The organism is Streptomyces sp. NPDC047853, assembly GCF_043204535.1.
Lineage (GTDB): Bacteria > Actinomycetota > Actinomycetes > Streptomycetales > Streptomycetaceae > Streptomyces.
The window spans coordinates 32,612-53,115 of record NZ_JBIDCI010000010.1 but is presented as its reverse complement, the minus strand read 5'-3'; the positions used below and the strand labels follow the sequence as shown (position 1 = coordinate 53,115).

Here is a 20,504-nt window from a genome sequence, read left to right as displayed (position 1 = left end):
TGTCCGCCGTGCCCGCCGTGCCCGCCGTGCTGCACCGTGTCGTCGTCGCCCCCAGCGGCTTCAAGGAGTCCCTGTCCGCGCAGGCCGCCGCCGACGCCATCGCGGCGGGGGTGCGCCGGGTGCTGCCGACCGCCGAGATCGACAGCATCCCGCTGGTCGACGGCGGCGAGGGCACGGCCGTGGCGCTGGCGGCGGCGACCGGGGGGCGGCTGGTGGCGCTGCCCGCCACGGGGCCGGTCGGGGAGCCCGTCGGCACCCACTTCGCGCTGCTCGGCGCCCAGGACACGGCGGTCGTGGAGATGGCGGCCGTCGCGGGACTGTCCCTGGTCCCGCGGGCCCTGCGCGACCCGGGTGCCACGACCACGTACGGCGTCGGTGAGCTGCTCCGCGCCGCGCTCGACACCGGGGTCCGGCGGATCCTGGTCGGCTGCGGCGACTCGGGCACCTCGGACGGAGGCGCGGGCGCGCTCCAGGCGCTCGGCGCGCGGCTGCTGGACGCCGACGGCTTCGAACTGCCGCCCGGCGGACGGGAGCTGACCCGTCTCGCCCGCATCGACCCGACCGGCCTCGACCCCCGACTGGGGGACACCGAACTGCTGGTGGCCTGCAACCCCTTCAACGTGCTGTGCGGCGAGCGGGGCGTCGCCCGGGTCTTCGGTCCGCAGAAGGGGGCGACGCCCGCGCAGGTGGAGCAGTTGTCGGCCGGCCTGGAGAACTGGGCGCGCGTCCTCACCCGCGACCTCGGTGTCACCGGCACCGACCTGCGCACCGGCCCCGGCACCGGCGCCTCCGGCGGGCTGGGCGCCGGGCTGGCCGCCGTCGGCGCCCGGCTGCTGCCCCGCTTCGAGGTGCTGCTGGACCACGTCGACCTGGACGCCCGCCTCGCCCGCGCCGACCTGGTGCTCACCGCCGAGGGCGCCCTGGACCACCAGACGCCGCGCGGCAAGGTCCCCGCGGAGGTGGCCCGGCGTGCCAAGCTCTCCGGCCGTCCCGTCCTCGCCCTGGCCGGCACGCTCGGCGAGGGCGCCCACGAGGTACCGGGGGTGGACGCCTGCCACGGGATCATGCCGGCCCCGATGGCGCTGGCCGACGCACTGCTGCGCGCCGCGGAACTCCTCACGGACGCCACGGAGCGGGCGCTGCGGATGATCCTGCTGGGGTCGCGGCTGCCTGCGGGCCGGACCACTCAGGCCGCGGGGGCCTCGGCGGCGGAGGTGGTGTCGGGGACGCACCGCCCGTCCTCGGTGCGGTAGTTCCACCGGGCGCCGTCGCTCACCAGCTCCTTGACGGCGTTCACGAACCGCTCGACGTGCTCGTCCGGCGTGCCCGCGCCGAAGCTCACCCGGATGGCGTTGAGGGACTTCTCCCCGGGCGCGGCCTCCGGGGCACCGCACTCGCCCTGCGTCTGCGGGTCGCTGCCCAGCAGGGTGCGGACCAGCGGGTGGGCGCAGAACAGGCCGTCGCGCACGCCGATGCCGTACTCGGCGGAGAGCGCGGCGGCGAAGTGCGAGCTGTTCCACCCCTCGACGACGAAGGAGAGCACGCCGACCCGGGGCGCGTCGTCGCCGAAGAGGGACAGCACCCGCACCTCGGGCACCTCGGCGAGGCCCTCGCGCACCTTGCCCACGAGGTACCGCTCGCGGGCGACCAGCGTGTCGAACCCGGCCTCCTCCAGCGCCTTGCAGGCGGAGGCGACGGCGTAGGCGCCGATGACGTTGGGCGACCCGGCCTCGTGGCGGGCGGCGCTGTCGTGCCACTGGACGTCCACGCCGCCGTCGGCGCGCCGGGAGACGCTGCGGCTGGCGCCGCCGCCGGCCAGGTACGGCTCGGCCTCGCGCAGCCAGTCGGCACGCCCCGCCAGCACGCCGGTGCCGAAGGGGGCGTACAGCTTGTGCCCGGAGAAGGCGACCCAGTCGACGTCCAGGTCGGCCACCGAGACGGGGTGGTGCGGGGCGAGCTGGGCGGCGTCCAGCACGATCCGGGCGCCGTGCGCGTGGGCGGCGGCGGCCAGTTCGCGCACCGGCCACAGCTCGCCGGTGACGTTGGAGGCGCCGGTGACGCAGACCAGGGCGGGCCCGTACGGCTCGCGGGCCGCGAGGGCGCGCTCCAGGGTCTCGACGGCCTGGGCCGGGGTGCGCGGGGCGTCGAGGTACGTCACCTCCGCGTCGCGCCAGGGCAGCAGCGAGGCGTGGTGCTCGGTCTCGAAGACGAAGACCCGGCAGCCGGCCGGCAGCGCGGCGGCGAGCAGGTTGAGGGAGTCGGTGGTGGACCGGGTGAAGACGACCTGGTCGGTGTCCCGGCAGCCGAGGAAGCCGGCGACGGTCGCGCGGGCGTTCTCGAACAGGTCCGTCGACAGCTGCGACAGGTACCCGGCGCCCCGGTGCACGCTGCCGTAGTACGGGGCGTAGGCCGCCACGTCGTCCCAGACCCGCTGGAGTGCGGGGGCGCTGGCGGCGTAGTCGAGGGCGGCGTAGGTGACCTCGCCGCCGGTGACGAGCGGAACGGTGACGTCCCGGCCCAGGACGGGCAGCGGGGCACAGACGGAGGGGTCGACGGCGACGGCGGAGACGGACATGGGTTCACTCCCGTGAAGGCATACGGCATCACCACGCGAACCACGGCGGGTCCGGGCAGGGGAAGGCCGGAACGGCGGAGAAGGGGGAAGAGGCGCTGCGGAGGCGGGGCTCTGCGGCCCTATCGCATTCGCTGATTCACGGGAGACTCCCTCGAACGACCCAGGACCCCTGGTTCCGCGAGGGGTCCGCGCTTGCCGAGGACCTTGCTGTCCACGACCTGGTCTTCACCCGGGGCACCCCGCCACGGACGGAGGGTTGCCGGACAGTCGGCCGGGGCCTCATGACTGTCACTCATGACCTGTCGAGAAATCTAGGGGAAGTGATCGGCGCCCCGCAACCCGGGTCCGGATCGCGGGACGCACGTCACACGAGCAGGCGGCTACGCGTTGCTGGCGGCCACCCAGCGCTCCAGCGCGCGGCGCGCGGCACCCGAGTCGATCGCCTCGGCGGCCCGGTCCATGCCGGCCCGGATCTGCGCGGTCAGCGGTGCGTCACCCGGCTCCAGGGCGACCAGGGCCGCCGCCGAGTTCAGCAGGACCGCGTCCCGCACCGGGCCCGTCTCACCGTTCAGCAGGCGGCGGGCGACGTCGGCGTTGTAGGAGGCGTCGGCGCCGCGCAGCGCCTCGACCGGCACCAGGTCGAGGCCGACGTCGCGCGGGTCGAAGGTCTCCTCGCTCACCCGGCCGTCCCGCACCACCCAGACCCGGGAGGTGGCGGTGGTGGTCAGCTCGTCGAGGCCGTCGTCGCCGCGGAAGACCAGCGACGAGTGGCCGCGTTCGGCGAAGACCCCGGCGATGATCGGCGCCATCCGGGCGTGGGCCACCCCGATCGCCTGGGACGTGACCCGGGCGGGGTTGGTCAGCGGGCCCAGGAAGTTGAACACCGTGCGGATGCCCAGCTGGCCGCGGGCCGCGGCCACGTGGCGCAGGGCGGGGTGGAACTTCACGGCGAAGCAGAAGGTGATGCCGGCCTCCTCGGCGACCTCAGCCACCCGCTTCGGCGTCAGCTCCAGGTTCACCCCGAGCCTCTCCAGGACGTCGGAGGCGCCGGACGCCGAGGAGGCCGCCCGGTTGCCGTGCTTGACGACCTTCGCGCCCGTGCCGGCCACGACGATCGCCGACATGGTGGAGATGTTGACCGTCTTGGCGCCGTCGCCTCCGGTGCCGACGATGTCAACCGTCTCGCCGGGCACCTCGATCACGTTGGCGTGGGCGTACATGGTGCGGACCAGGCCGGAGATCTCCTCGACGGTCTCGCCCTTGGACCTGAGGGCCACCGCGAAGCCGGCGATCTGCGCGTCGGTCGCCTCGCCGCGCATGATCACGTCCAGCGCCCAGGCGGTGTCGTCCGCGGACAGGTCCTGGCCGTCCAGCAGTCCGTTCAGCAGGGCGGGCCAGGAGCGGCCCGCCGCGTTGTCGCCTCCAGCGGGGGTCACAGCGCTCATGAGCCGCTCCTGTGTCGTGTGTGCTGCGGGAAGAAGTGCGCTCCCACCCTATCCAGCCCCGGGCACGGCGAAGGGCCCCGTCCGCGGAACGGACGGGGCCCTTCGACCGTGGTGTGGCGACGCTGGAGGGTCAGTGGTGGCCGTGGCCGCTCGTGATCTCCTTGTACTCCTCGACGGTCGGCTTCGGAATCTGCGACTCCTCGCCGTAGTACGACTTGCTGAGCTTGGCGCGGAGCTTCTCGGTGCTCTTCACCTTGCGCTCGACGCCGTTCTCGTCGACCGTCGGGCCGATCTCGGCCGGCTTGTACTGCTCGTGGGCCGTGAGGGTGTGCAGCTGCTCCTGGCTGAGCGGCTCGTGGACCTCGATGAACTCACCGTGCGGCAGGCGCTTGATGATGCCGGACTCGCGGCCGTGCAGCACCTTGTCCCTGTCCCGGCGCTGGAGGCCGAGGCAGATCCGCTTGGTGACGATGAACGCGATGACCGGGCCGACGAAGAACGCGATGCGGACGAACCAGGTGATCGCGTTGATCGACAGGTGGAAGTGCGTGGCCCAGATGTCGTTGCCGCCACCGATGAGCAGGATGAAGTACTCGGTGATCCAGGCGACACCGAACGCGGTCCGGGTCGGGGCGTTGCGCGGGCGGTCCAGGATGTGGTGCTCGCGCTTGTCGCCGGTGACCCAGGACTCGATGAACGGGTAGACCGCGATCGCGACCAGGACCAGCGGGAAGATCATCAGCGGGACGAACACGCCCAGGACCAGCGTGTGGCCCCAGAAGTTGATCTCCCAGCCGGGCATCACACGGATCAGGCCCTCGGAGAAGCCCATGTACCAGTCCGGCTGGGCGCCGGTGGAGACCATGTCCGGCCGGTAGGGGCCGATGGACCAGATCGGGTTGATCGTGGCGATCGCCGAGATGGCGGCGATCACGCCGAAGACCAGGAAGAAGAAGCCTCCGGCCTTCGCCATGTACACCGGCAGCAGCGGCATGCCGACGACGTTCTTGTTGGTCTTGCCGGGGCCCGCGAACTGCGTGTGCTTGTGGTAGAAGACCAGGATCAGGTGGCCGACCACCAGGCCGAGCATGATGCCCGGCAGCAGCAGGATGTGGACCGAGTAGAACCGGGCCACGAAGTCGTGGCCGGGGAACTCCCCGCCGAAGAGGAAGAACGACAGGTACGTGCCGACGATCGGCACGGACAGGATCGCGCCCTCCATGAAGCGGATGCCGGTGCCCGAGAGCAGGTCGTCCGGGAGCGAGTAACCGGTGAAGCCGGTGAACATGCCGAGGACGAAGAGCAGGAAGCCGAACAGCCAGTTGATCTCACGCGGCTTGCGGAACGCGCCGGTGAAGAAGACGCGCATCATGTGCACGAACATGCCGGCGAGGAAGATCAGCGCCGCCCAGTGGTGGATCTGCCGGATGAGCAGACCACCGCGGACGTCGAAGCTGATGTCCAGCGTCGAGGCGTACGCCTCGCTCATCAGCTGGCCCTGCAGCGGCACGTACGAGCCGTGGTACGTGACCTCGTTCATCGACGGGTGGAAGAACAGCGTCAGGTACACACCCGTGAGGATGATGATGATGAAGCTGTAGAGGCAGATCTCACCCAGCATGAACGACCAGTGGTCGGGGAAGATCTTGCGCATGTTGGCCTTGGCCAGGGAGTAGATCCCCAGCCGGCCGTCGGCCCAGTCGGCGACGCGCTCGCCGGCCGGTGCCTTCCCGCGAGAGCGGGGGGCTTCGTTCGCTGTAGTGCTCATCCGCGCTCCCAGAAGGCAGGACCGACGGGCTCTTCGAAGTCGCCGAGCGCTTCGAGGTAACCCTCGTCGTTCACGCCGATGCGCAGCTGCGGCAGGGCGTGACCGGCGGGACCGAAGATCACCCGGGCGCCGTCGGCAAGGTCGAAGGTGGACTGGTGGCAGGGGCAGAGCGCGTGGTGCGTCTGCTGCTCGTACAGGGAGATCGGGCAACCGACGTGGGTGCAGATCTTCGAGTACGCCACGATGCCCTCGTGCGACCACTCGAGCTCGCGCTTGTCCTTGATGGCCTCCGGCTCCAGCCGGATGATCATCAGGGCCGCCTTGGCGATCTCGGTCATGAACTCCTCGTCGTGCTCCTCCAGGCCCTCGGGCATGGCGAAGGTGAGGGAGCCCACCGCGACGTCGGAGGGACGCAGCGGCTCGTGGGTGTTCATGTTGACCAGCAGCTTGCCCTTGGACCACAGGGTGTGGCGGAGCTTGGTCTCGGGCAGCGGGCCGAGGTCGCGCAGCAGGACGACACCGGAGAGCGGGACCAGGGTCAGCGCGCCGAACATCGTGTTGCGGATCAGCTTGCGGCGCCCGATGACGGACTCCTTGGCACCCTGCTTGAAGTCCGCGTGGACCTTGGCACGGAGCTCGGGGTCGGCCTCGATCGGGTGGCGCTCGTCGGCGATCTCCTCGTCGGACATCAGGGTGCGGGCCCAGTGGACCGCGCCCGCGCCGATCGCGAACAGCGCGACGCCGAGCGTCATGCCGAGCGCGAAGTTCAGCGCACTGATGTGGCCGATCGGGAAGATGTAGACCGACTGGTCGACCGGGATCGTCACGAAGGCGGCGATGAAGCCCACGGTGGCCAGCATCGACAGCGTGAACAGCAGGGCGACCGTGCGCTCGGACCGCTTGGCGGCCCGCTCGTCGATGTCCTGGACACGGTGCTCGTGGGGCGGCAGCCCCGGGTCGGCGAACGGGTTCTTGTCGTCCGCGACCTTCACCGCGCCGTGCGCGGTGCCCTGCTCAGCGGGCAGGTTCTCTTCTGGAATGTCTTGGCTACTCATGACTTCTTGGCCTTTGCGGTCCGAGCGGCGACCCAGACGGCGACCGCGATCAGCGCGCCCAGTCCGAAGACCCACGCGAACAGACCCTCACTCACCGGGCCCAGCCCGCCGAGGCTGAGGCCGCCGGGGTTCTCGGTGTCGTCGCTGTTGACCGCGTGCAGGTAGGCGATGATGTCCTTCTTGTTCTGCTCGGACATCGTGGTGTCGGGGAAGGAGGGCATGTTCTGCGGGCCGGTCTGCATGGCCTCGTAGATGTGCTTGGGGTCGACATCCTCGAGGCTCGGCGCGTACTTGCCGTGCGTCAGCGCGCCGCCCTTGCCGGTGAAGTTGTGGCACTGCGCGCAGTTGTTGCGGAACAGCTCACCGCCCTTGGCGATGTCCGCGCCCTCCGGGCCGTACTTCTCCTCCGACGGGACGGCCGGACCGGCGCCCAGCGACGCCACGAAGGCGGCCAGCTGGTCGATCTCGGCCTGCGAGTAGATGTTCGGCTTGTCCGGGACCTGCGCGCCCGGCTGCTGGGCCGGCATACGGCCGGTGCCCACCTGGAAGTCGACGGCCGCGGCGCCGACGCCGACCAGGCTCGGACCGTCGGTGGTGCCCTGACCGCCGGTGCCGTGGCAGCTGGCACAGCCGACGGCGTAGAGCTTCTTGCCCTCCTCGATGGCGAGGGACTGGGCGGTTTCATCGGCCTGCGCCTTGCTCGCGGGTGCGAACGCGGCGTACAGCCCCCCTGTGCATGCCAGCGCGAGGAGTAGGACGACGAGCGCCGCCAGCGGGTGGCGTCGTCGTGCGGAGAGCTTTTTCACGGATTACCCCGGTGTCAGGATCTTCTGCGTCGATGCTTCTGGTATTGGGCGGGTGCGTGCCGCGACTACTTGATCATGTAGATCGTGGCGAAGAGGCCGATCCAGACGACATCGACGAAGTGCCAGTAATAGGACACGACAATGGCCGCGGTCGCCTGCTCGTGGGTGAACCTCCGGGCCGCGTAGGTGCGGCCGAGGACCAGCAGGAAGGCGATGAGGCCGCCCGTCACGTGCAGTCCGTGGAAGCCGGTGGTCAGGTAGAACACCGAGCCGTACGGGTCCGACGAGAGCGAGAGGCCCTCGTGCTTGACCAGTTCGGTGTACTCGAACACCTGACCGCCGATGAAGATCGCACCCATCACGAAGGTGACGATGAACCACATCCGGAGCTTCTTCACGTCACCGCGCTCGGCCGCGAACACGCCGAGCTGACAGGTGAGGGAGGAGAGCACCAGGATCGTGGTGTTCGTCGCGGAGAACGGGAAGTTCAACGCGTCGGCCTTCTCGGACCAGAAGTCCGGGCCGGTCACCGATCGCAGGGTGAAGTACATCGCGAAGAGGGCCGCGAAGAACATCAGCTCGGAACTCAACCAGATGATGGTTCCGACGCTGGTGAGGTTCGGCCGGTTGACCGACGGGTGCGCGTGCCCGGTTTCTACTGTCGTTGCTGTCGCCACGACCGACATTATGTCGGTCGCTTATCCCGCCCTCACCCCGGGGGGTGCCGTTCGGAGTGTCCGCCCCGTCTGGACTGCCCGTATGGCCCATCGAACGGCCCGTCGAAGCCCTGTCCGAACCAGTGTTGACGGGCGGGGCGAGGGAGTAGCATCCGGCGCACGGGCTACGACAGTCCTCAACGGGCTTCATCGGTCTTCACCGCGTATCGGAGGAAGCATGCAGGCGACCGCCACGGTGCTGGTCTACAGCGACGACTCCAACACCCGCGAGCAGGTGCGGCTGGCGACCGGCCGCCGGCCGGCTCCGGACGTGCCCGTGGTCGAGTTCGTGGAGTGCGCCACCCCGGCCGCCGTGATCAAGGAGCTGGACAAGGGCGGCATCGACGTCTGCGTCCTGGACGGCGAGGCCGTTCCCATGGGCGGCATGGGGCTGTGCCGGCAGATCAAGGACGAGGTCTTCCACTGTCCTCCGGTGCTGCTGCTCATCGCCCGGCCGCAGGACGCGTGGCTGGCGACGTGGAGCCGCGCCGAGGCGGCTGTGACGCTCCCGGTGGAGCCCGTCGAGTTCGCGGGCGCGCTGGCCTCACTGCTGCGGCAGAAGAGGCTGCAGGGCGTCTAGGGACGCGTGCGGGGCCCGGGCCAGGGGTTGCCCGGGGCCGGTGCGGCGTGCACCGGCCCCGGGGACGTCCTCACACGCCCTGCGGGCGCAGCCGGGCCTGCTCGGCCGTACCGCCGGCCTCCGGCGCGCCGCCCGTCAGGGCGCTTCCCGTGCGCCACCTGTTCCAGTCCAGGTTCCAGTCGCCGAAGCCGTTGCCGAAGGACTCCATCGTCTCGCCGCCGGAGTTGACCACCTCGACGAGGTCCCCCTCCTGGACGGCGCCGAAGAACCACTCCGCGTTGGCGGTGCTCATCCCGACGCAGCCGTGGCTGACGTTGGCGGAGCCCTGGGAGCCGACGGACCAGGGGGCCGCGTGCACGTACTCGCCGCTCCAGGTGACCCGGGTGGCGAAGTACACCGGCAGGTCGTACGACTCCGAGGAGCCCTCGGCGATGCCGACGGTGCTGCTGCGCATGCGTACGAAGGGTTCCTTGCCCAGGACGACCTTGACGCCGTTGCGGGTCTCGAAGCCGGGCTTTCCGGTGGTGACGGGGATCTGCCTGACCTCCCGCCCGTCCTGGAACAGCGTCAGCGTGTGCGTGGCGGCGTCGGTGACGGCCACCACGTGGTCCTCCGTGGTGATCCGCAGGGGCTTGGCGGCGCCGCCCCACATGCGGTCGCCGATCTTGATGCCCTCGAGGGCGCTGCTGACCTCGATCGTGGCGTGGGCGGGCCAGTACTCCCTGGGCCGGTAGTGGAGCTTCTTGTCGTCCACCCAGTGCCAGGCGCCCTCCACGGCGGGGGTGGACCGCACCTTCAGGGCGCGCTCCACTATGGCCCGCTGGGCTTTGTCCCGGACCGGCTGGTTCAGTTCCGCCGTGAGGGGCTGTCCGACGCCGTACGCGCCCGCCTCGGGGCCGAAGGCGACGTCCAGGGTCTTCTTGGCGCTGGGCCGTCCGGTCTCGAACGTGAGGACCTTGCGGCCGGGCGCGCCGTCGCCGTCCTCGGTGCTGACCCGCACGGTGTAGCGGGCGGCGGCGGCCAGCGGGGAGGTGCTGTGCCAGCGGGCCCCGTCGGCGGAGAGTTCGCCCGCCACGTAGCGGCCCGCCGCGTCCACGGCCGTGACGTCCGTGATGCGGCCGTCGGCGCCCTCCGCGACGACCTCCAGGGGTTTGTCGGGGTCGGCCTTCTTCCCGGCGTCCGTGGGGCCGTTGAAGGAGATCTGGCCGGCCGCGTCGTACGGCGCGGCCGTCAGCGGGTTGTCGTCGTCGCCGGTGCAGGCGGTGACGCTCGCGCCGAGGGCGATCACCAGCAGGGTGCAGCCGACGACCGTACGCCCCCGCGCCTGGAAGTGAACCGTGTTGCTCATGACCTCACGCTAGGGAGCGACGTCAAGGGCGGCACGGCGGGTAACCCGGACGAGTGAGGGCGGGTGCGGCAGACGAAGGGGCCCGGACGCTCCTGACGGAGTGTCCGGGCCCCTCGGCGTCCGACGTGTGCTACTGGGTGCGGTTCTCACCGCGGTAGTACTCGAAGACCCATCCGAACAGGCCCACGAGGATGACCGGCGCGGAGAAGTACATGATCCACCAGCCGACGGCCACGCCCAGGAAGGCGAGCGCGCCACCGAGCCCGAGCGCCAGCGGCTGCCAGCTGTGCGGGCTGAAGAAGCCGACCTCGCCGGCCTCGTCCGCGACGTCCGCTTCCTTGTTGTCCTGGGCCCCGGCGTCGACCCGCTTGGCCGTGAAGGCCAGGTAGAAGCCGATCATGAGGGCCAGGCCGAAGGCCAGGAAGAGGGCCGTGGTGCCGGCCGGCTCCATCGACCAGTAGCCGTAGACGATCGCGACGGCCAGGATGAAGACGCTCAGCCAGATGAAGAGCTGTCCCTGGATCTTCACTTGCCGGCCTCCTTGCCGCCGGCGAGGGTCTTCTCACCGTGACCGACGTTCTCGAGCTGGTCGATCGCCGAGACCTCCGGGTGGTGCAGGTCGAAGGCGGGGGATTCACTGCGGATGCGCGGCAGGGTGAGGAAGTTGTGCCGCGGCGGCGGGCAGGAGGTCGCCCACTCCAGCGAACGGCCGTAGCCCCACGGGTCGTCCACGTTGACCGGCTTGCCGTACTTGGCCGTCTTCCAGATGTTGTAGAAGAACGGCAGTATCGACATGCCGAGCAGGAACGAGCTGATCGTCGAGATCGTGTTCAGGGCCGTGAAGCCGTCGGCCGCCAGGTAGTCGGCGTACCGGCGCGGCATGCCCTCGGCGCCCAGCCAGTGCTGGACGAGGAACGTGCCGTGGAAGCCGATGAACAGCGTCCAGAAGGTGATCTTGCCCAGGCGCTCGTCCAGCAGCTTGCCGGTGAACTTCGGCCACCAGAAGTGGAAGCCGGCGAACATCGCGAACACCACGGTGCCGAACACCACGTAGTGGAAGTGCGCCACCACGAAGTACGAGTCCGAGACGTGGAAGTCCAGCGGCGGCGAGGCCAGGATGACACCGGTCAGACCACCGAAGAGGAAGGTGATCAGGAAGCCGGTGGACCACAGCATCGGGGTCTCGAAGCTGAGTGATCCCTTCCACATGGTGCCGATCCAGTTGAAGAACTTCACACCGGTCGGTACCGCGATCAGGAAGGTCATGAAGGAGAAGAACGGCAACAGCACGCCGCCCGTGACGTACATGTGGTGCGCCCACACCGTCACCGACAGACCGGCGATCGCGATCGTCGCCGCGATCAGGCCCATGTAGCCGAAGATCGGCTTCCGGGAGAAGACCGGGATGATCTCACTGACGATGCCGAAGAACGGCAGCGCGATGATGTACACCTCTGGGTGCCCGAAGAACCAGAAGAGGTGCTGCCACAGCAACGCTCCGCCGTTGGCCGAGTCGAAGATGTGGGCGCCGAACTTGCGGTCCGCCTCCAGCGCGAACAGGGCCGCGGCCAGCACCGGGAAGGCGAGCAGGACCAGCACACCGGTCAGCAGCACGTTCCAGGTGAAGATCGGCATGCGGAACATGGTCATGCCCGGCGCGCGCATGCAGATGATCGTGGTGATGAAGTTGACCGAGCCGAGGATGGTGCCGAAGCCGGAGAAGGCCAGACCCATGATCCACAGGTCACCGCCGATGCCGGGCGAGTGCACCGCGTCGGACAGCGGCGAGTAGGCGAACCAGCCGAAGTCGGCCGCACCCTGCGGGGTGAGGAAGCCGCCCACCGCGATCGTCGAGCCGAACAGGTACAGCCAGTAGGCGAACATGTTCAGCCGCGGGAACGCCACGTCCGGCGCGCCGATCTGCAGCGGCATGATCCAGTTCGCGAAGCCGGCGAACAGCGGCGTCGCGAACATCAGCAGCATGATCGTGCCGTGCATCGTGAACGCCTGGTTGAACTGCTCGTTCGACATGATCTGCAGACCCGGCCGGGCCAGCTCGGCGCGCATGAAGAGCGCCATCACGCCGCCGATCACGAAGAACGCGAACGACGTGGCCAGGTACAGCGTGCCGATCGTCTTGTGGTCGGTGGTCGTCAGCCACTTGACCACGATCTCGCCACGCCTCTGGCGCCGGACCGGCAGCTCGTCCTCATAGTGGGACCCTGCCGCGGCACCCTGGGGTTCGTTGAGGATGCTCACAGGATGTTCGACTCCCGGTTCTTCTCGTGGCCCGCCTGCTCGATGCCGGCGGGGACGTAACCGGTCTGCCCCTTCTTCACGAGGTCGTTCAGGTGCTGCTCGTAGCGCTCCGGAGAGACGACCTTCACGTTGAACAGCATCCGGGAGTGGTCCACGCCGCACAGCTCGGCGCACTTGCCCATGAAGGTGCCCTCCTTGTTGGGGGTGACCTCGAAGGCGTTGGTGTGGCCCGGGATGACGTCCTGCTTCATGAGGAACGGCACCACCCAGAAGGAGTGGATGACGTCACGCGAGGTGAGGACGAAGCGGACCGTCTTGCCCTTGGGGAGCCAGAGGGTCGGACCCGGGTTGTTGGTCTGCGGGTTCCGCGTGCTCGGGACACCGCAGTCGAAGGTGCCGCCGGCGTTCGCCGGGAAGTCCTCCTTGTACCGGTCCGGGATGCCGGCCAGTTCCTTGGAGGTCTTGGCGTCGCCGGTGGACCCGTCGACGTTCTCGACGTAGTTGAAGCACCAGCTCCACTGGAAGCCGACCACGTTGACCGTGACGTCGGGCTTCTTCTTCAGGGTCAGGAGCTCGGACTCGTCACGGGCGGTGAAGTAGAACAGCACCGAGACGATGACGAGCGGAACGATGGTGTAGAGCGCCTCGATGGGCAGGTTGTACCTGTTCTGCGGAGGTACCTCGACCTTGGTGCGGGTGCGCCGGTGGAAGAAGCAACTCCACAGGATCAGGCCCCACACCAGCACGCCGGTGGCCAGCGCGGCTGCCCAGGAGCCCTGCCACAGGGAGAGGATCCGCGGAGCCTCTTCCGTGGTGGGGGTGGGCATGCCGAGGCGGGGGAAGTCCTCGTATGTGCAACCGGTGGCGGTCGCCAGGACCAGGCCCGCGGTCAGTGCCTGCAGCAGCTTCCGCCGCATCGGGCGCCGCGGCGAGCGGTCGGAGCCGTTGGGACTCACGTAGCGCCTTCCCGAGAGTCTCGCCCGCGCTGTTCGGCTGCGGCCTTCTCGCTGGTCGGTCGCCGCCCTGCGTCGGGCAGGGGTTTGATGTTTATGCGGACCAAACCCTAGCCGACGCCCTCCGGGGGGTCGCGGGGAGGGTGGCATACGCGCCGGGGGGCACCCTGAAAGGGTGGGACGGGGCGCCCGCGGGAGGCCCGAACCGGGGGTGACGTGGCGGTTCGCGGCGCGTCGTGACCGGTCGCGGGGCTCCCCCACCCCTCAGGGGCGTTCGCGCGCCGGACGTCATAGCGTGGGTCTGTGGCCTACTTCGACGCTGCTTCCGCCGTTCCTCTTCATCCCGTCGCCCGGCAGGCGCTGTTGGCCTCCCTCGACGAGGGGTGGGCCGACCCCGCCCGGCTCTACCGGGAGGGGCGCCGGGCCCGGTTGCTGCTCGACGCCGCCCGGGAGGCGGCCGCGGAGGCCGTGGGGTGCCGGGCGGACGAGTTGGTGTTCACTCCTTCGGGGACGCGGGCGGTGCATTCGGGGGTCGCCGGGGCGTTGGCCGGGCGGCGCCGGACCGGGAATCACCTCATCGTGTCCGCCGTCGAACACTCCTCCGTACTGCATGCCGCCGAGGCGCACGAGGCCGGCGGTGGGGCGGTCACCCAGGTACCGGTGGGGCGGACGGGGGCGGTCGACCCGGCGGCGTACGCGGGGGCGCTGCGCGCCGACACCGCCCTGGCCTGCCTCCAGTCGGCCAACCACGAGGTGGGCACGGAGCAGCCGGTGGCGGAGGTGGCAGAGGCCTGCCGGGCGGCCGGCGTGCCGTTGCTGGTGGACGCGGCCCAGTCGCTGGGGTGGGGGCGCGTCGAGGGCGACTGGTCGCTGCTCGCGGCGAGCGCCCACAAGTGGGGCGGGCCGTCGGGGGTCGGGCTGCTCGTCGTGCGCAAGGGCACCCGGTTCGCGCCCGGGGCTCCGGCGGACGAGCGCGAGTCGGGCCGGGCGCCCGGTTTCGAGAACCTCCCGGCGATCGTCGCCGCGGCGGCCTCGCTGCGGGCGGTGCGGGCCGAGGCGGCCGAGGAGGCGGCCCGGCTCCGGGAGTTGACGGAGCGGATCCGGGCCCGGGTGCCGGCCCTGGTGCCGGACGTGGAGGTGGTCGGTGACCCGGCGCGCCGACTGCCCGGCCTCGTCACCTTCTCGTGTCTCTATGTCGACGGGGAGACACTGCTGCACGAGCTGGACCGCGCGGGTTTCTCGGTCTCCTCCGGGTCGTCCTGCACCAGCAGCACCCTGACGCCCAGTCACGTCCTGAAGGCGATGGGGGTGCTCACGGAGGGCAACGTCCGGGTGTCGCTGCCGCCGGGGACCGCGGCCGATGACGTCGAGCGGTTCCTCGAGGTGCTGCCGGGCACGGTGGCCGCGGTGCGGGAGAAGCTGGGGGCGCCGGTGGCCCCGGAGGCCGCCCCCCGGACGGGGGACGACCTCGTGGTGGACGCGATCGGGCGGCGCTGCCCCGTCCCGGTGATCGAACTCGCCAAGGTCATCGGCGACGTGCCCGTCGGCGGCACGGTCCGCGTCCTGTCCGACGACGCGGCCGCCCGGCTGGACATCCCGGCGTGGTGCGAGATGCGGGGCCAGGAGTACGTGGGCGAGGAGCCGGCGGCGGTGGGAACGGCCTACGTGGTCCGCCGCACCGGCTGAGCCGCCCGAGGGCTCGGGGCCGGTCCCGCTGCGGCTGAGCCGCGTGGGCCGCGAGCGGTGCCCCGGTGCGGCTGAGCCCCCCGGGGAGGGCTGGAACCGCTGAGCCGCGCGGGCCCGGAGCCGTGCCCCGGTACGGCTGAGCCCCGGGGGGGGGAACGCTGAGCCCCGCGAGCCCGGAGCCGTGCCCCGGCACGGATGAGCCCCGGGGGGCCGGAACCGCTGAGCCGCGTGGGCCCGGAGCCGTGCCCCGGCACGGCTGAGCCCCGTGAGCCCGGAGCTGTGCCCCGCTGCGGCTGAGCCCCGCGAGCCCGGAGCCGTGCCCCGCTGCGGCTGAGCCCCGTGGGCCCGGAGCCGTGCCCCGCTGCGGCTGAGCCCCGTGGGCCCGGAGCCGTGCCCCGCTGCGGCTGAGCCCCGTGGGCCCGGTCAGCCCAGGTGTGCCTGGACCTCGGTGGCCGCCTCGTCGCCGTACGCCTTGGTGAACCGCTCCATGAAGTGGCCCCGCCGCAGCTGGTACTCCTGGGTGCCCACCGTCTCGATGACCAGGGTGGCGAGCATGCAGCCGACCTGCGCGGCCCGCTCCAGCGAGACCCCCCAGGCCAGCCCCGACAGGAAGCCCGCGCGGAAGGCGTCGCCCACGCCGGTCGGGTCGGCCTTGCGCTCCTCGTCCGGGACGCCGACCTCGATGGTCTCCTCGCCGGCCCGCTCGATGCGCACGCCCCGCGCGCCGAGGGTGGTGACGCGGTGGCCGACGCGGCCGAGGATCTCCTCGTCGCTCCAGCCGGTCTTGGTCTCGATCAGCCCCTTCTCGTACTCGTTGGAGAAGAGGTAGGTCGCCCCGTCCAGCAGTATCCGGATCTCGTCGCCGTTCATCCGGGCGATCTGCTGGGAGAAGTCGGCGGCGAAGGGGATGGAGCGCGCCCGGCACTCCTCGGTGTGCCGGAGCATCGCCTCCGGGTCGTCGGCGCCGACGGAGACCAGGTCGAGGCCGCCCACGCGGTCGGCGACGGTCTTCAGCTCGATGAGGCGGGCCTCGCTCATGGCGCCGGTGTAGAAGGAGCCGATCTGGTTGTGGTCGGCGTCGGTGGTGCACACGAAACGGGCGGTGTGCAGCGTCTCGGAGATGCGCACCGAGTCGGTGTCGACGCCGTGCCGGTCCAGCCAGGCCCGGTACTCGTCGAAGTCCGAGCCGGCGGCGCCGACCAGGATCGGCCGGGTGCCGAGCTGTCCCATCCCGAAGGCGATGTTCGCGCCGACCCCGCCCCGGCGCACGTCGAGCTGGTCGACCAGGAAGGAGAGCGAGACCGTGTGCAACTGGTCCGCGACGAGCTGGTCGGAGAAGCGGCCGGGGAAGGTCATGAGGTGGTCGGTGGCGATGGAGCCGGTGACTGCGATGCGCACGGCGTGGACTCTCTCCTGTAAGGGGAGGGCGGGTTGACAGTTCACGCTACCCGGGAGTCCCGCCGACCCGAAGCAGGCAAAACTACCCGGTAGTACAACTTTCTTCGCGGTCCCGGACGTGCCTACGGTTCTGTTATGACGAACTCGAGGACCGCCGACCCCGCCCCGGCCGACCTGGACGGCGACCTGGCGTCGCTGCGCGGCGACTGCGCCCGCATGGCCCCGCGCTGGGAGATTCCGGCACACGTGTCGACCCGACCCGTCCCCGTCTCGCTGATCCACGGCGTGCGGGTGCCCCAGACGTCGGCGAAGCTGCTCGACGCGATGTCCGACTACGGCGACTGAGGGCCGTCCGGGTGGCGCGTGGCGTCGCCGGGAACCGGATCCCTCCCCACCGCGTCCCATCGCTGTCCCCAGTAACAGCCGAAGGAGCGATGCGGTGAACACCGAGCGACCCGACCACGACGACGCCACCGCCGCCCCCGCGGGCGAGGCCGGCACCGGGCGCCCCGCGCGGCGCCCCCGGGCGGTCGCGGTCGCGTCGGTCGCCGCGGCCGTGCTGCTGGTCGGGACGGGCGGGGCCTATCTGGCCGCGTCCGCCTCCGGTGATGACCCGAACGGCGGTACGGCGTCCGGGGCGTCCGGCGACGACACTCCCCCGCCGCTCGCCCTGGACGGGTACGGCGCCCCCTCCCAGGGCGGCGCGAACGGCATCGCGCCCGGCGAACCCGACCCCCGCGGCGTCACCTACCGGGCCGACGGCTCGCTCCCCGAGGGGCCCGGCTCGGCGCCCGTGTACCGGGCGAAGGGCGAGGTCGGCGAGGCGGAGGTGGCCCGGCTGGCCGAGGCGCTCGGGGTCGAGGGCGCGCCGCGCGTCCAGGGTGAGACCTGGAAGGCCGGCACCGCCGGGGACGGTTCGGGACCGCTGCTCACGGTGGACCGGCGGGCGCCGGGCACCTGGACGTTCCACCGCTACGCCCCCGGCACCGACGACTGCGGGAAGGGCCCGGCGTGCAAGACGCCGTCCGCCGACGGGAGCCCGCTCGACGAGGCGGCCGCGAAGAAGGCGGCGGCTCCGGTACTCAAGGCGCTGGGGCAGGACGACGCCAAACTGGACGCGGGGCAGGTCATGGGCGCCCGCCGGGCCGTCAACGCCGAGCCCGAGGTCGGCGGGCTGCCCACGTACGGCTGGACGACCGGCGTGGTCGTCGACGCGCGGGGCGAGGTGGTCGGCGGCAGCGGCCAGGTGTCGGCGCCGGTCAAGGGCGACACGTACCCGGTCCTGGGCGCCGCGCAGACGCTGGCGCTGCTGAACGCGCCGGGTGGCGGCACGGGGGCCGGCATCGGCGGCTGCGCGAGCCCCGTACCGCATCAGGACCGCGCGGACGCGCCGTGCGCGATGCCGACGGGCACCCCGGAGGAGCCCGGGAAGCGGACGGTCACGGTCGAGGACGCGGTGTTCGGGCTGGCCGCCCATCCGGTGCGGGGGCGGCAGACGCTGGTGCCGTCCTGGCTGTTCGAGGTGCGGGCGCCGGGCGCGCCGGACGCCGTCACGGTCACCTATCCGGCGGTCGACCCGAAGTACCTGGCCACCACCGCTCCCGACGCGCCCTCCCCGTCCCCCTCCGACGGGCCGACCTCGGCACCGTCGAAGCCGCGGGAGGTGCGGGCCGAGGGCTACACCTCCGCGGGCGGGGAGCTGACCGTGCACTTCACGGGCGGGGTCTGCTCCGACTACGAGGCGAGGGCGAAGGAGAGCGCGGGGAAGGTGACGGTCACGGTGACCGAGACACCGCACCCCGAGAAGGTCTGCATCCTCGTCGCGAAGGAGTACGAGCGGACGGTGCCGCTCGACGAGCCGCTCGGCGACCGGGCGGTCGTGGGCCCCGACGGCGAGAAGATCCCGGCGCACAAGCCGGGCGCGCGGCTGCCGGCCCCGTCCGGGAACCGGTGACGCGGACGCGCCGGGCACAACCGACAGGGCGGCGGCCCGGGGTGGATCCCCGGGCCGCCGCCCTGTGTACGACTGTGGCGCTCGGCCGCGCGGCTCAGCTGAAGGAGTCGCCGCAGGCGCAGGAACCCGTCGCGTTCGGGTTGTCGATCGTGAAGCCCTGCTTCTCGATCGTGTCCACGAAGTCGATGGTGGCGCCGCCCAGGTACGGGGCGCTCATGCGGTCGGTGGTGACCTTGACGCCGTCGAAGTCCTTCACCACGTCGCCGTCGAGCGAGCGCTCGTCGAAGAAGAGCTGGTAGCGCAGGCCGGAGCAGCCACCGGGCTGGACGGCGACGCGCAGCGCCAGGTCCTCGCGGCCTTCCTGGTCGAGCAGGGCCTTGACCTTGGCCGCGGCGGCGTCGGTCAGGATGATGCCGTCGGTGACGGTGGTGGTCTCGTCCGATACGGACATCTACATCTCTCCCGGGTTGTACGGAGACTGCTTGCCGACGGTTCCAACCGGCGGGGCCGCGGATTCATTCCGGGGTCGGTCCCGATTCTCGTTCCTCGGCCTTCCCTTCATGCTCGCACACGCCCCGGGGAGCGGACAGCGCCTGTGGACGGCGGCTCGGGCACCGGGATTCACGTCACACCGACACAATGGCCATCGTCAAACTGACGTGAACCGGTTATGATAGATAGCGTCAGTTCGACGAAAAGAAGAAAGGGTGCGTGTCGTGACCACCGCCCAGACCCAGGAGCTCGACGTACAGCCGTCGCCGCTCGCCCTGCTGCTGCTCGGCCGCGAGGCCGACCCGAGGAGCGAGCGCGGCGTGGAGTGCCCCGGCGACCTCCCCTCGCCCTCCGACCCGGACCTGGTGGCGCGCGCCCGCGCGGCCAAGGAGAAGCTCGGGGACAAGGTCTTCGTGCTCGGCCACCACTACCAGCGCGACGAGGTCATCCAGTTCGCCGACGTCACGGGTGACTCCTTCAAGCTGGCCAAGGACGCCGCCGCGCGCCCGGAGGCCGAGTACATCGTCTTCTGCGGTGTGCACTTCATGGCGGAGTCGGCCGACATCCTCACCACCGAGGACCAGAAGGTGGTCCTGCCCGACCTGGCGGCCGGCTGCTCCATGGCCGACATGGCCACCGCCGAGCAGGTCGCCGAGTGCTGGGACGTGCTGACCGAGGCCGGGATCGCCGAGCAGGTCGTGCCCGTCTCGTACATGAACTCGTCCGCGGACATCAAGGCGTTCACGGGCAAGCACGGCGGCACCATCTGCACGTCGTCCAACGCGAAGCGGGCCCTGGACTGGGCCTTCGAGCAGGGCGAGAAGGTGCTGTTCCTGCCCGACCAGCACCTGGGCCGCAACACCGCGGTGCGGGACATGGGGATGTCCCTGGAGGACTGCGTCCTCTACAACCCGCACAAGCCGAACGGCGGGCTGACCACCGAGGAACTGCGCGCCGCGAAGATGATCCTGTGGCGGGGCCACTGCTCGGTGCACGGCCGCTTCAGCCTCGACTCGGTGAACGACGTACGCGAGCGCATCCCGGGCGTGAACGTCCTGGTGCACCCCGAGTGCCGGCACGAGGTCGTCGCGGCGGCGGACCACGTCGGCTCGACCGAGTACATCATCAAGACGCTGGAGGCGGCCCCGGCCGGTTCCAAGTGGGCCATCGGCACGGAGCTGAACCTGGTCCGCCGCCTGGCGAACCGTTTCGCTCCCGAGGGCAAGGAGATCGTCTTCCTCGACAAGACGGTCTGCTTCTGCTCGACCATGAACCGCATCGACCTGCCGCACCTGGTGTGGGCGCTGGAGTCGCTCGCCGAGGGCACGCTCGTCAACCGCATCGAGGTCGACAAGGAGACCGAGGCCTTCGCGAAGCTGGCGCTGGAGCGGATGCTCGCCCTGCCGTAGCAGCGGGCGTCCGAGGACGGAACGGGGAGAGGCCCCGCACCACCACCTCGCGGTGGCGGG

At 71.1% G+C, this 20,504-nt stretch carries 18 protein-coding genes and 1 riboswitch; of the genes, 6 read left to right on the top strand and 12 right to left on the bottom strand.

All coding sequences use genetic code 11. From position 1 onward, the window contains the following. Window positions 1-26 precede the first annotated feature (26 nt). A complete protein-coding gene (locus tag ACGF5T_RS19845) occupies window positions 27-1,253 on the top strand; it encodes a glycerate kinase (protein ID WP_356610683.1) in 1,227 nt (408 codons plus the stop codon). On the opposite strand, the gene ACGF5T_RS19840 is transcribed toward ACGF5T_RS19845, so the two are convergent. The 6 genes from ACGF5T_RS19840 to ACGF5T_RS19815 form a co-directional block, all read right to left on the bottom strand. Continuing rightward, entirely contained in the window at window positions 1,187-2,575 is a 1,389-nt protein-coding gene (locus tag ACGF5T_RS19840; protein ID WP_361011611.1) for an aminotransferase class V-fold PLP-dependent enzyme, read from the bottom strand. The genes ACGF5T_RS19845 and ACGF5T_RS19840 overlap by 67 nt on opposite strands. Window positions 2,576-2,758: 183 nt before the next feature. Further along, a riboswitch (SAM riboswitch) is annotated at window positions 2,759-2,875 on the bottom strand. 80 nt (window positions 2,876-2,955) lie between these two features. Beyond that, window positions 2,956-4,020, bottom strand: coding sequence for an anthranilate phosphoribosyltransferase (gene trpD, locus ACGF5T_RS19835; RefSeq protein WP_366767890.1), 1,065 nt, complete (start codon window positions 4,018-4,020; stop codon window positions 2,956-2,958). 130 nt (window positions 4,021-4,150) lie between these two features. Continuing rightward, window positions 4,151-5,788, bottom strand: coding sequence for a ubiquinol-cytochrome c reductase cytochrome b subunit (locus tag ACGF5T_RS19830; protein ID WP_356610607.1), 1,638 nt, complete (start codon window positions 5,786-5,788; stop codon window positions 4,151-4,153). Beyond that, complete coding sequence (locus tag ACGF5T_RS19825) at window positions 5,785-6,843, bottom strand: Rieske 2Fe-2S domain-containing protein (RefSeq protein WP_356610608.1); 1,059 nt, start codon at window positions 6,841-6,843, stop codon at window positions 5,785-5,787. Before ACGF5T_RS19825 ends, ACGF5T_RS19830 begins: the two co-directional genes overlap by 4 nt. Further along, window positions 6,840-7,649, bottom strand: a complete 810-nt coding sequence (locus ACGF5T_RS19820) for a c-type cytochrome (RefSeq protein WP_356610609.1) — start codon at window positions 7,647-7,649, stop codon at window positions 6,840-6,842. Before ACGF5T_RS19820 ends, ACGF5T_RS19825 begins: the two co-directional genes overlap by 4 nt. A gap of 65 nt (window positions 7,650-7,714) precedes the next feature. Beyond that, window positions 7,715-8,335 (bottom strand): heme-copper oxidase subunit III, encoded by a 621-nt coding sequence (locus ACGF5T_RS19815; RefSeq protein WP_029393865.1) that lies wholly within the window; start codon window positions 8,333-8,335, stop codon window positions 7,715-7,717. Window positions 8,336-8,543: 208 nt separating this feature from the next. On the opposite strand from ACGF5T_RS19815, the gene ACGF5T_RS19810 reads away from it, so the two are divergent. Then, window positions 8,544-8,945: a hypothetical protein gene (locus tag ACGF5T_RS19810; RefSeq protein ID WP_356610610.1), complete on the top strand. Its 402-nt coding sequence runs from the start codon at window positions 8,544-8,546 to the stop codon at window positions 8,943-8,945. Between the two features lie 70 nt (window positions 8,946-9,015). Here the strand turns inward: ACGF5T_RS19810 and ACGF5T_RS19805 are convergent, their stop codons facing one another. The 4 genes from ACGF5T_RS19805 to coxB form a co-directional block, all read right to left on the bottom strand. Then, complete coding sequence (locus ACGF5T_RS19805; protein ID WP_361011605.1) at window positions 9,016-10,293, bottom strand: Ig-like domain-containing protein; 1,278 nt, start codon at window positions 10,291-10,293, stop codon at window positions 9,016-9,018. Between the two features lie 130 nt (window positions 10,294-10,423). Continuing rightward, window positions 10,424-10,822: a cytochrome c oxidase subunit 4 gene (locus tag ACGF5T_RS19800; RefSeq protein ID WP_356610612.1), complete on the bottom strand. Its 399-nt coding sequence runs from the start codon at window positions 10,820-10,822 to the stop codon at window positions 10,424-10,426. Next, window positions 10,819-12,552, bottom strand: a complete 1,734-nt coding sequence (ctaD, locus tag ACGF5T_RS19795) for a cytochrome c oxidase subunit I (RefSeq protein WP_356610613.1) — start codon at window positions 12,550-12,552, stop codon at window positions 10,819-10,821. Before ctaD ends, ACGF5T_RS19800 begins: the two co-directional genes overlap by 4 nt. Continuing rightward, entirely contained in the window at window positions 12,549-13,508 is a 960-nt protein-coding gene (coxB, locus tag ACGF5T_RS19790; RefSeq protein WP_053129593.1) for a cytochrome c oxidase subunit II, read from the bottom strand. The genes ctaD and coxB overlap by 4 nt, the downstream gene beginning before the upstream one ends. Before the next feature lie 300 nt (window positions 13,509-13,808). On the opposite strand from coxB, the gene ACGF5T_RS19785 reads away from it, so the two are divergent. Continuing rightward, window positions 13,809-15,191, top strand: a complete 1,383-nt coding sequence (locus ACGF5T_RS19785; protein WP_366767889.1) for an aminotransferase class V-fold PLP-dependent enzyme — start codon at window positions 13,809-13,811, stop codon at window positions 15,189-15,191. A 423-nt stretch (window positions 15,192-15,614) separates the two neighbouring features. Here ACGF5T_RS19785 and ACGF5T_RS19780 read toward each other — a convergent pair whose 3' ends face one another. Continuing rightward, window positions 15,615-16,589 carry a carbohydrate kinase family protein gene (locus ACGF5T_RS19780; protein WP_361011597.1) on the bottom strand — a complete coding sequence of 325 codons (975 nt, stop codon included), beginning with the start codon at window positions 16,587-16,589 and terminating at the stop codon, window positions 15,615-15,617. Between the two features lie 135 nt (window positions 16,590-16,724). On the opposite strand from ACGF5T_RS19780, the gene ACGF5T_RS19775 reads away from it, so the two are divergent. After that, window positions 16,725-16,934, top strand: a complete 210-nt coding sequence (locus ACGF5T_RS19775; protein WP_356610616.1) for a hypothetical protein — start codon at window positions 16,725-16,727, stop codon at window positions 16,932-16,934. A gap of 94 nt (window positions 16,935-17,028) precedes the next feature. After that, window positions 17,029-18,543, top strand: coding sequence for a hypothetical protein (locus ACGF5T_RS19770; RefSeq protein ID WP_366767888.1), 1,515 nt, complete (start codon window positions 17,029-17,031; stop codon window positions 18,541-18,543). Window positions 18,544-18,637: 94 nt separating this feature from the next. On the opposite strand, the gene ACGF5T_RS19765 is transcribed toward ACGF5T_RS19770, so the two are convergent. Beyond that, complete coding sequence (locus ACGF5T_RS19765) at window positions 18,638-18,994, bottom strand: iron-sulfur cluster assembly accessory protein (RefSeq protein ID WP_053129615.1); 357 nt, start codon at window positions 18,992-18,994, stop codon at window positions 18,638-18,640. A 265-nt stretch (window positions 18,995-19,259) separates the two neighbouring features. On the opposite strand from ACGF5T_RS19765, the gene nadA reads away from it, so the two are divergent. Continuing rightward, the gene (gene nadA / locus ACGF5T_RS19760) at window positions 19,260-20,444 is read left to right on the top strand and encodes a quinolinate synthase NadA (protein ID WP_366767887.1); all 1,185 of its coding nucleotides are present in this window, start codon (window positions 19,260-19,262) and stop codon (window positions 20,442-20,444) included. The last annotated feature ends 60 nt before the right edge of the window (window positions 20,445-20,504 follow it).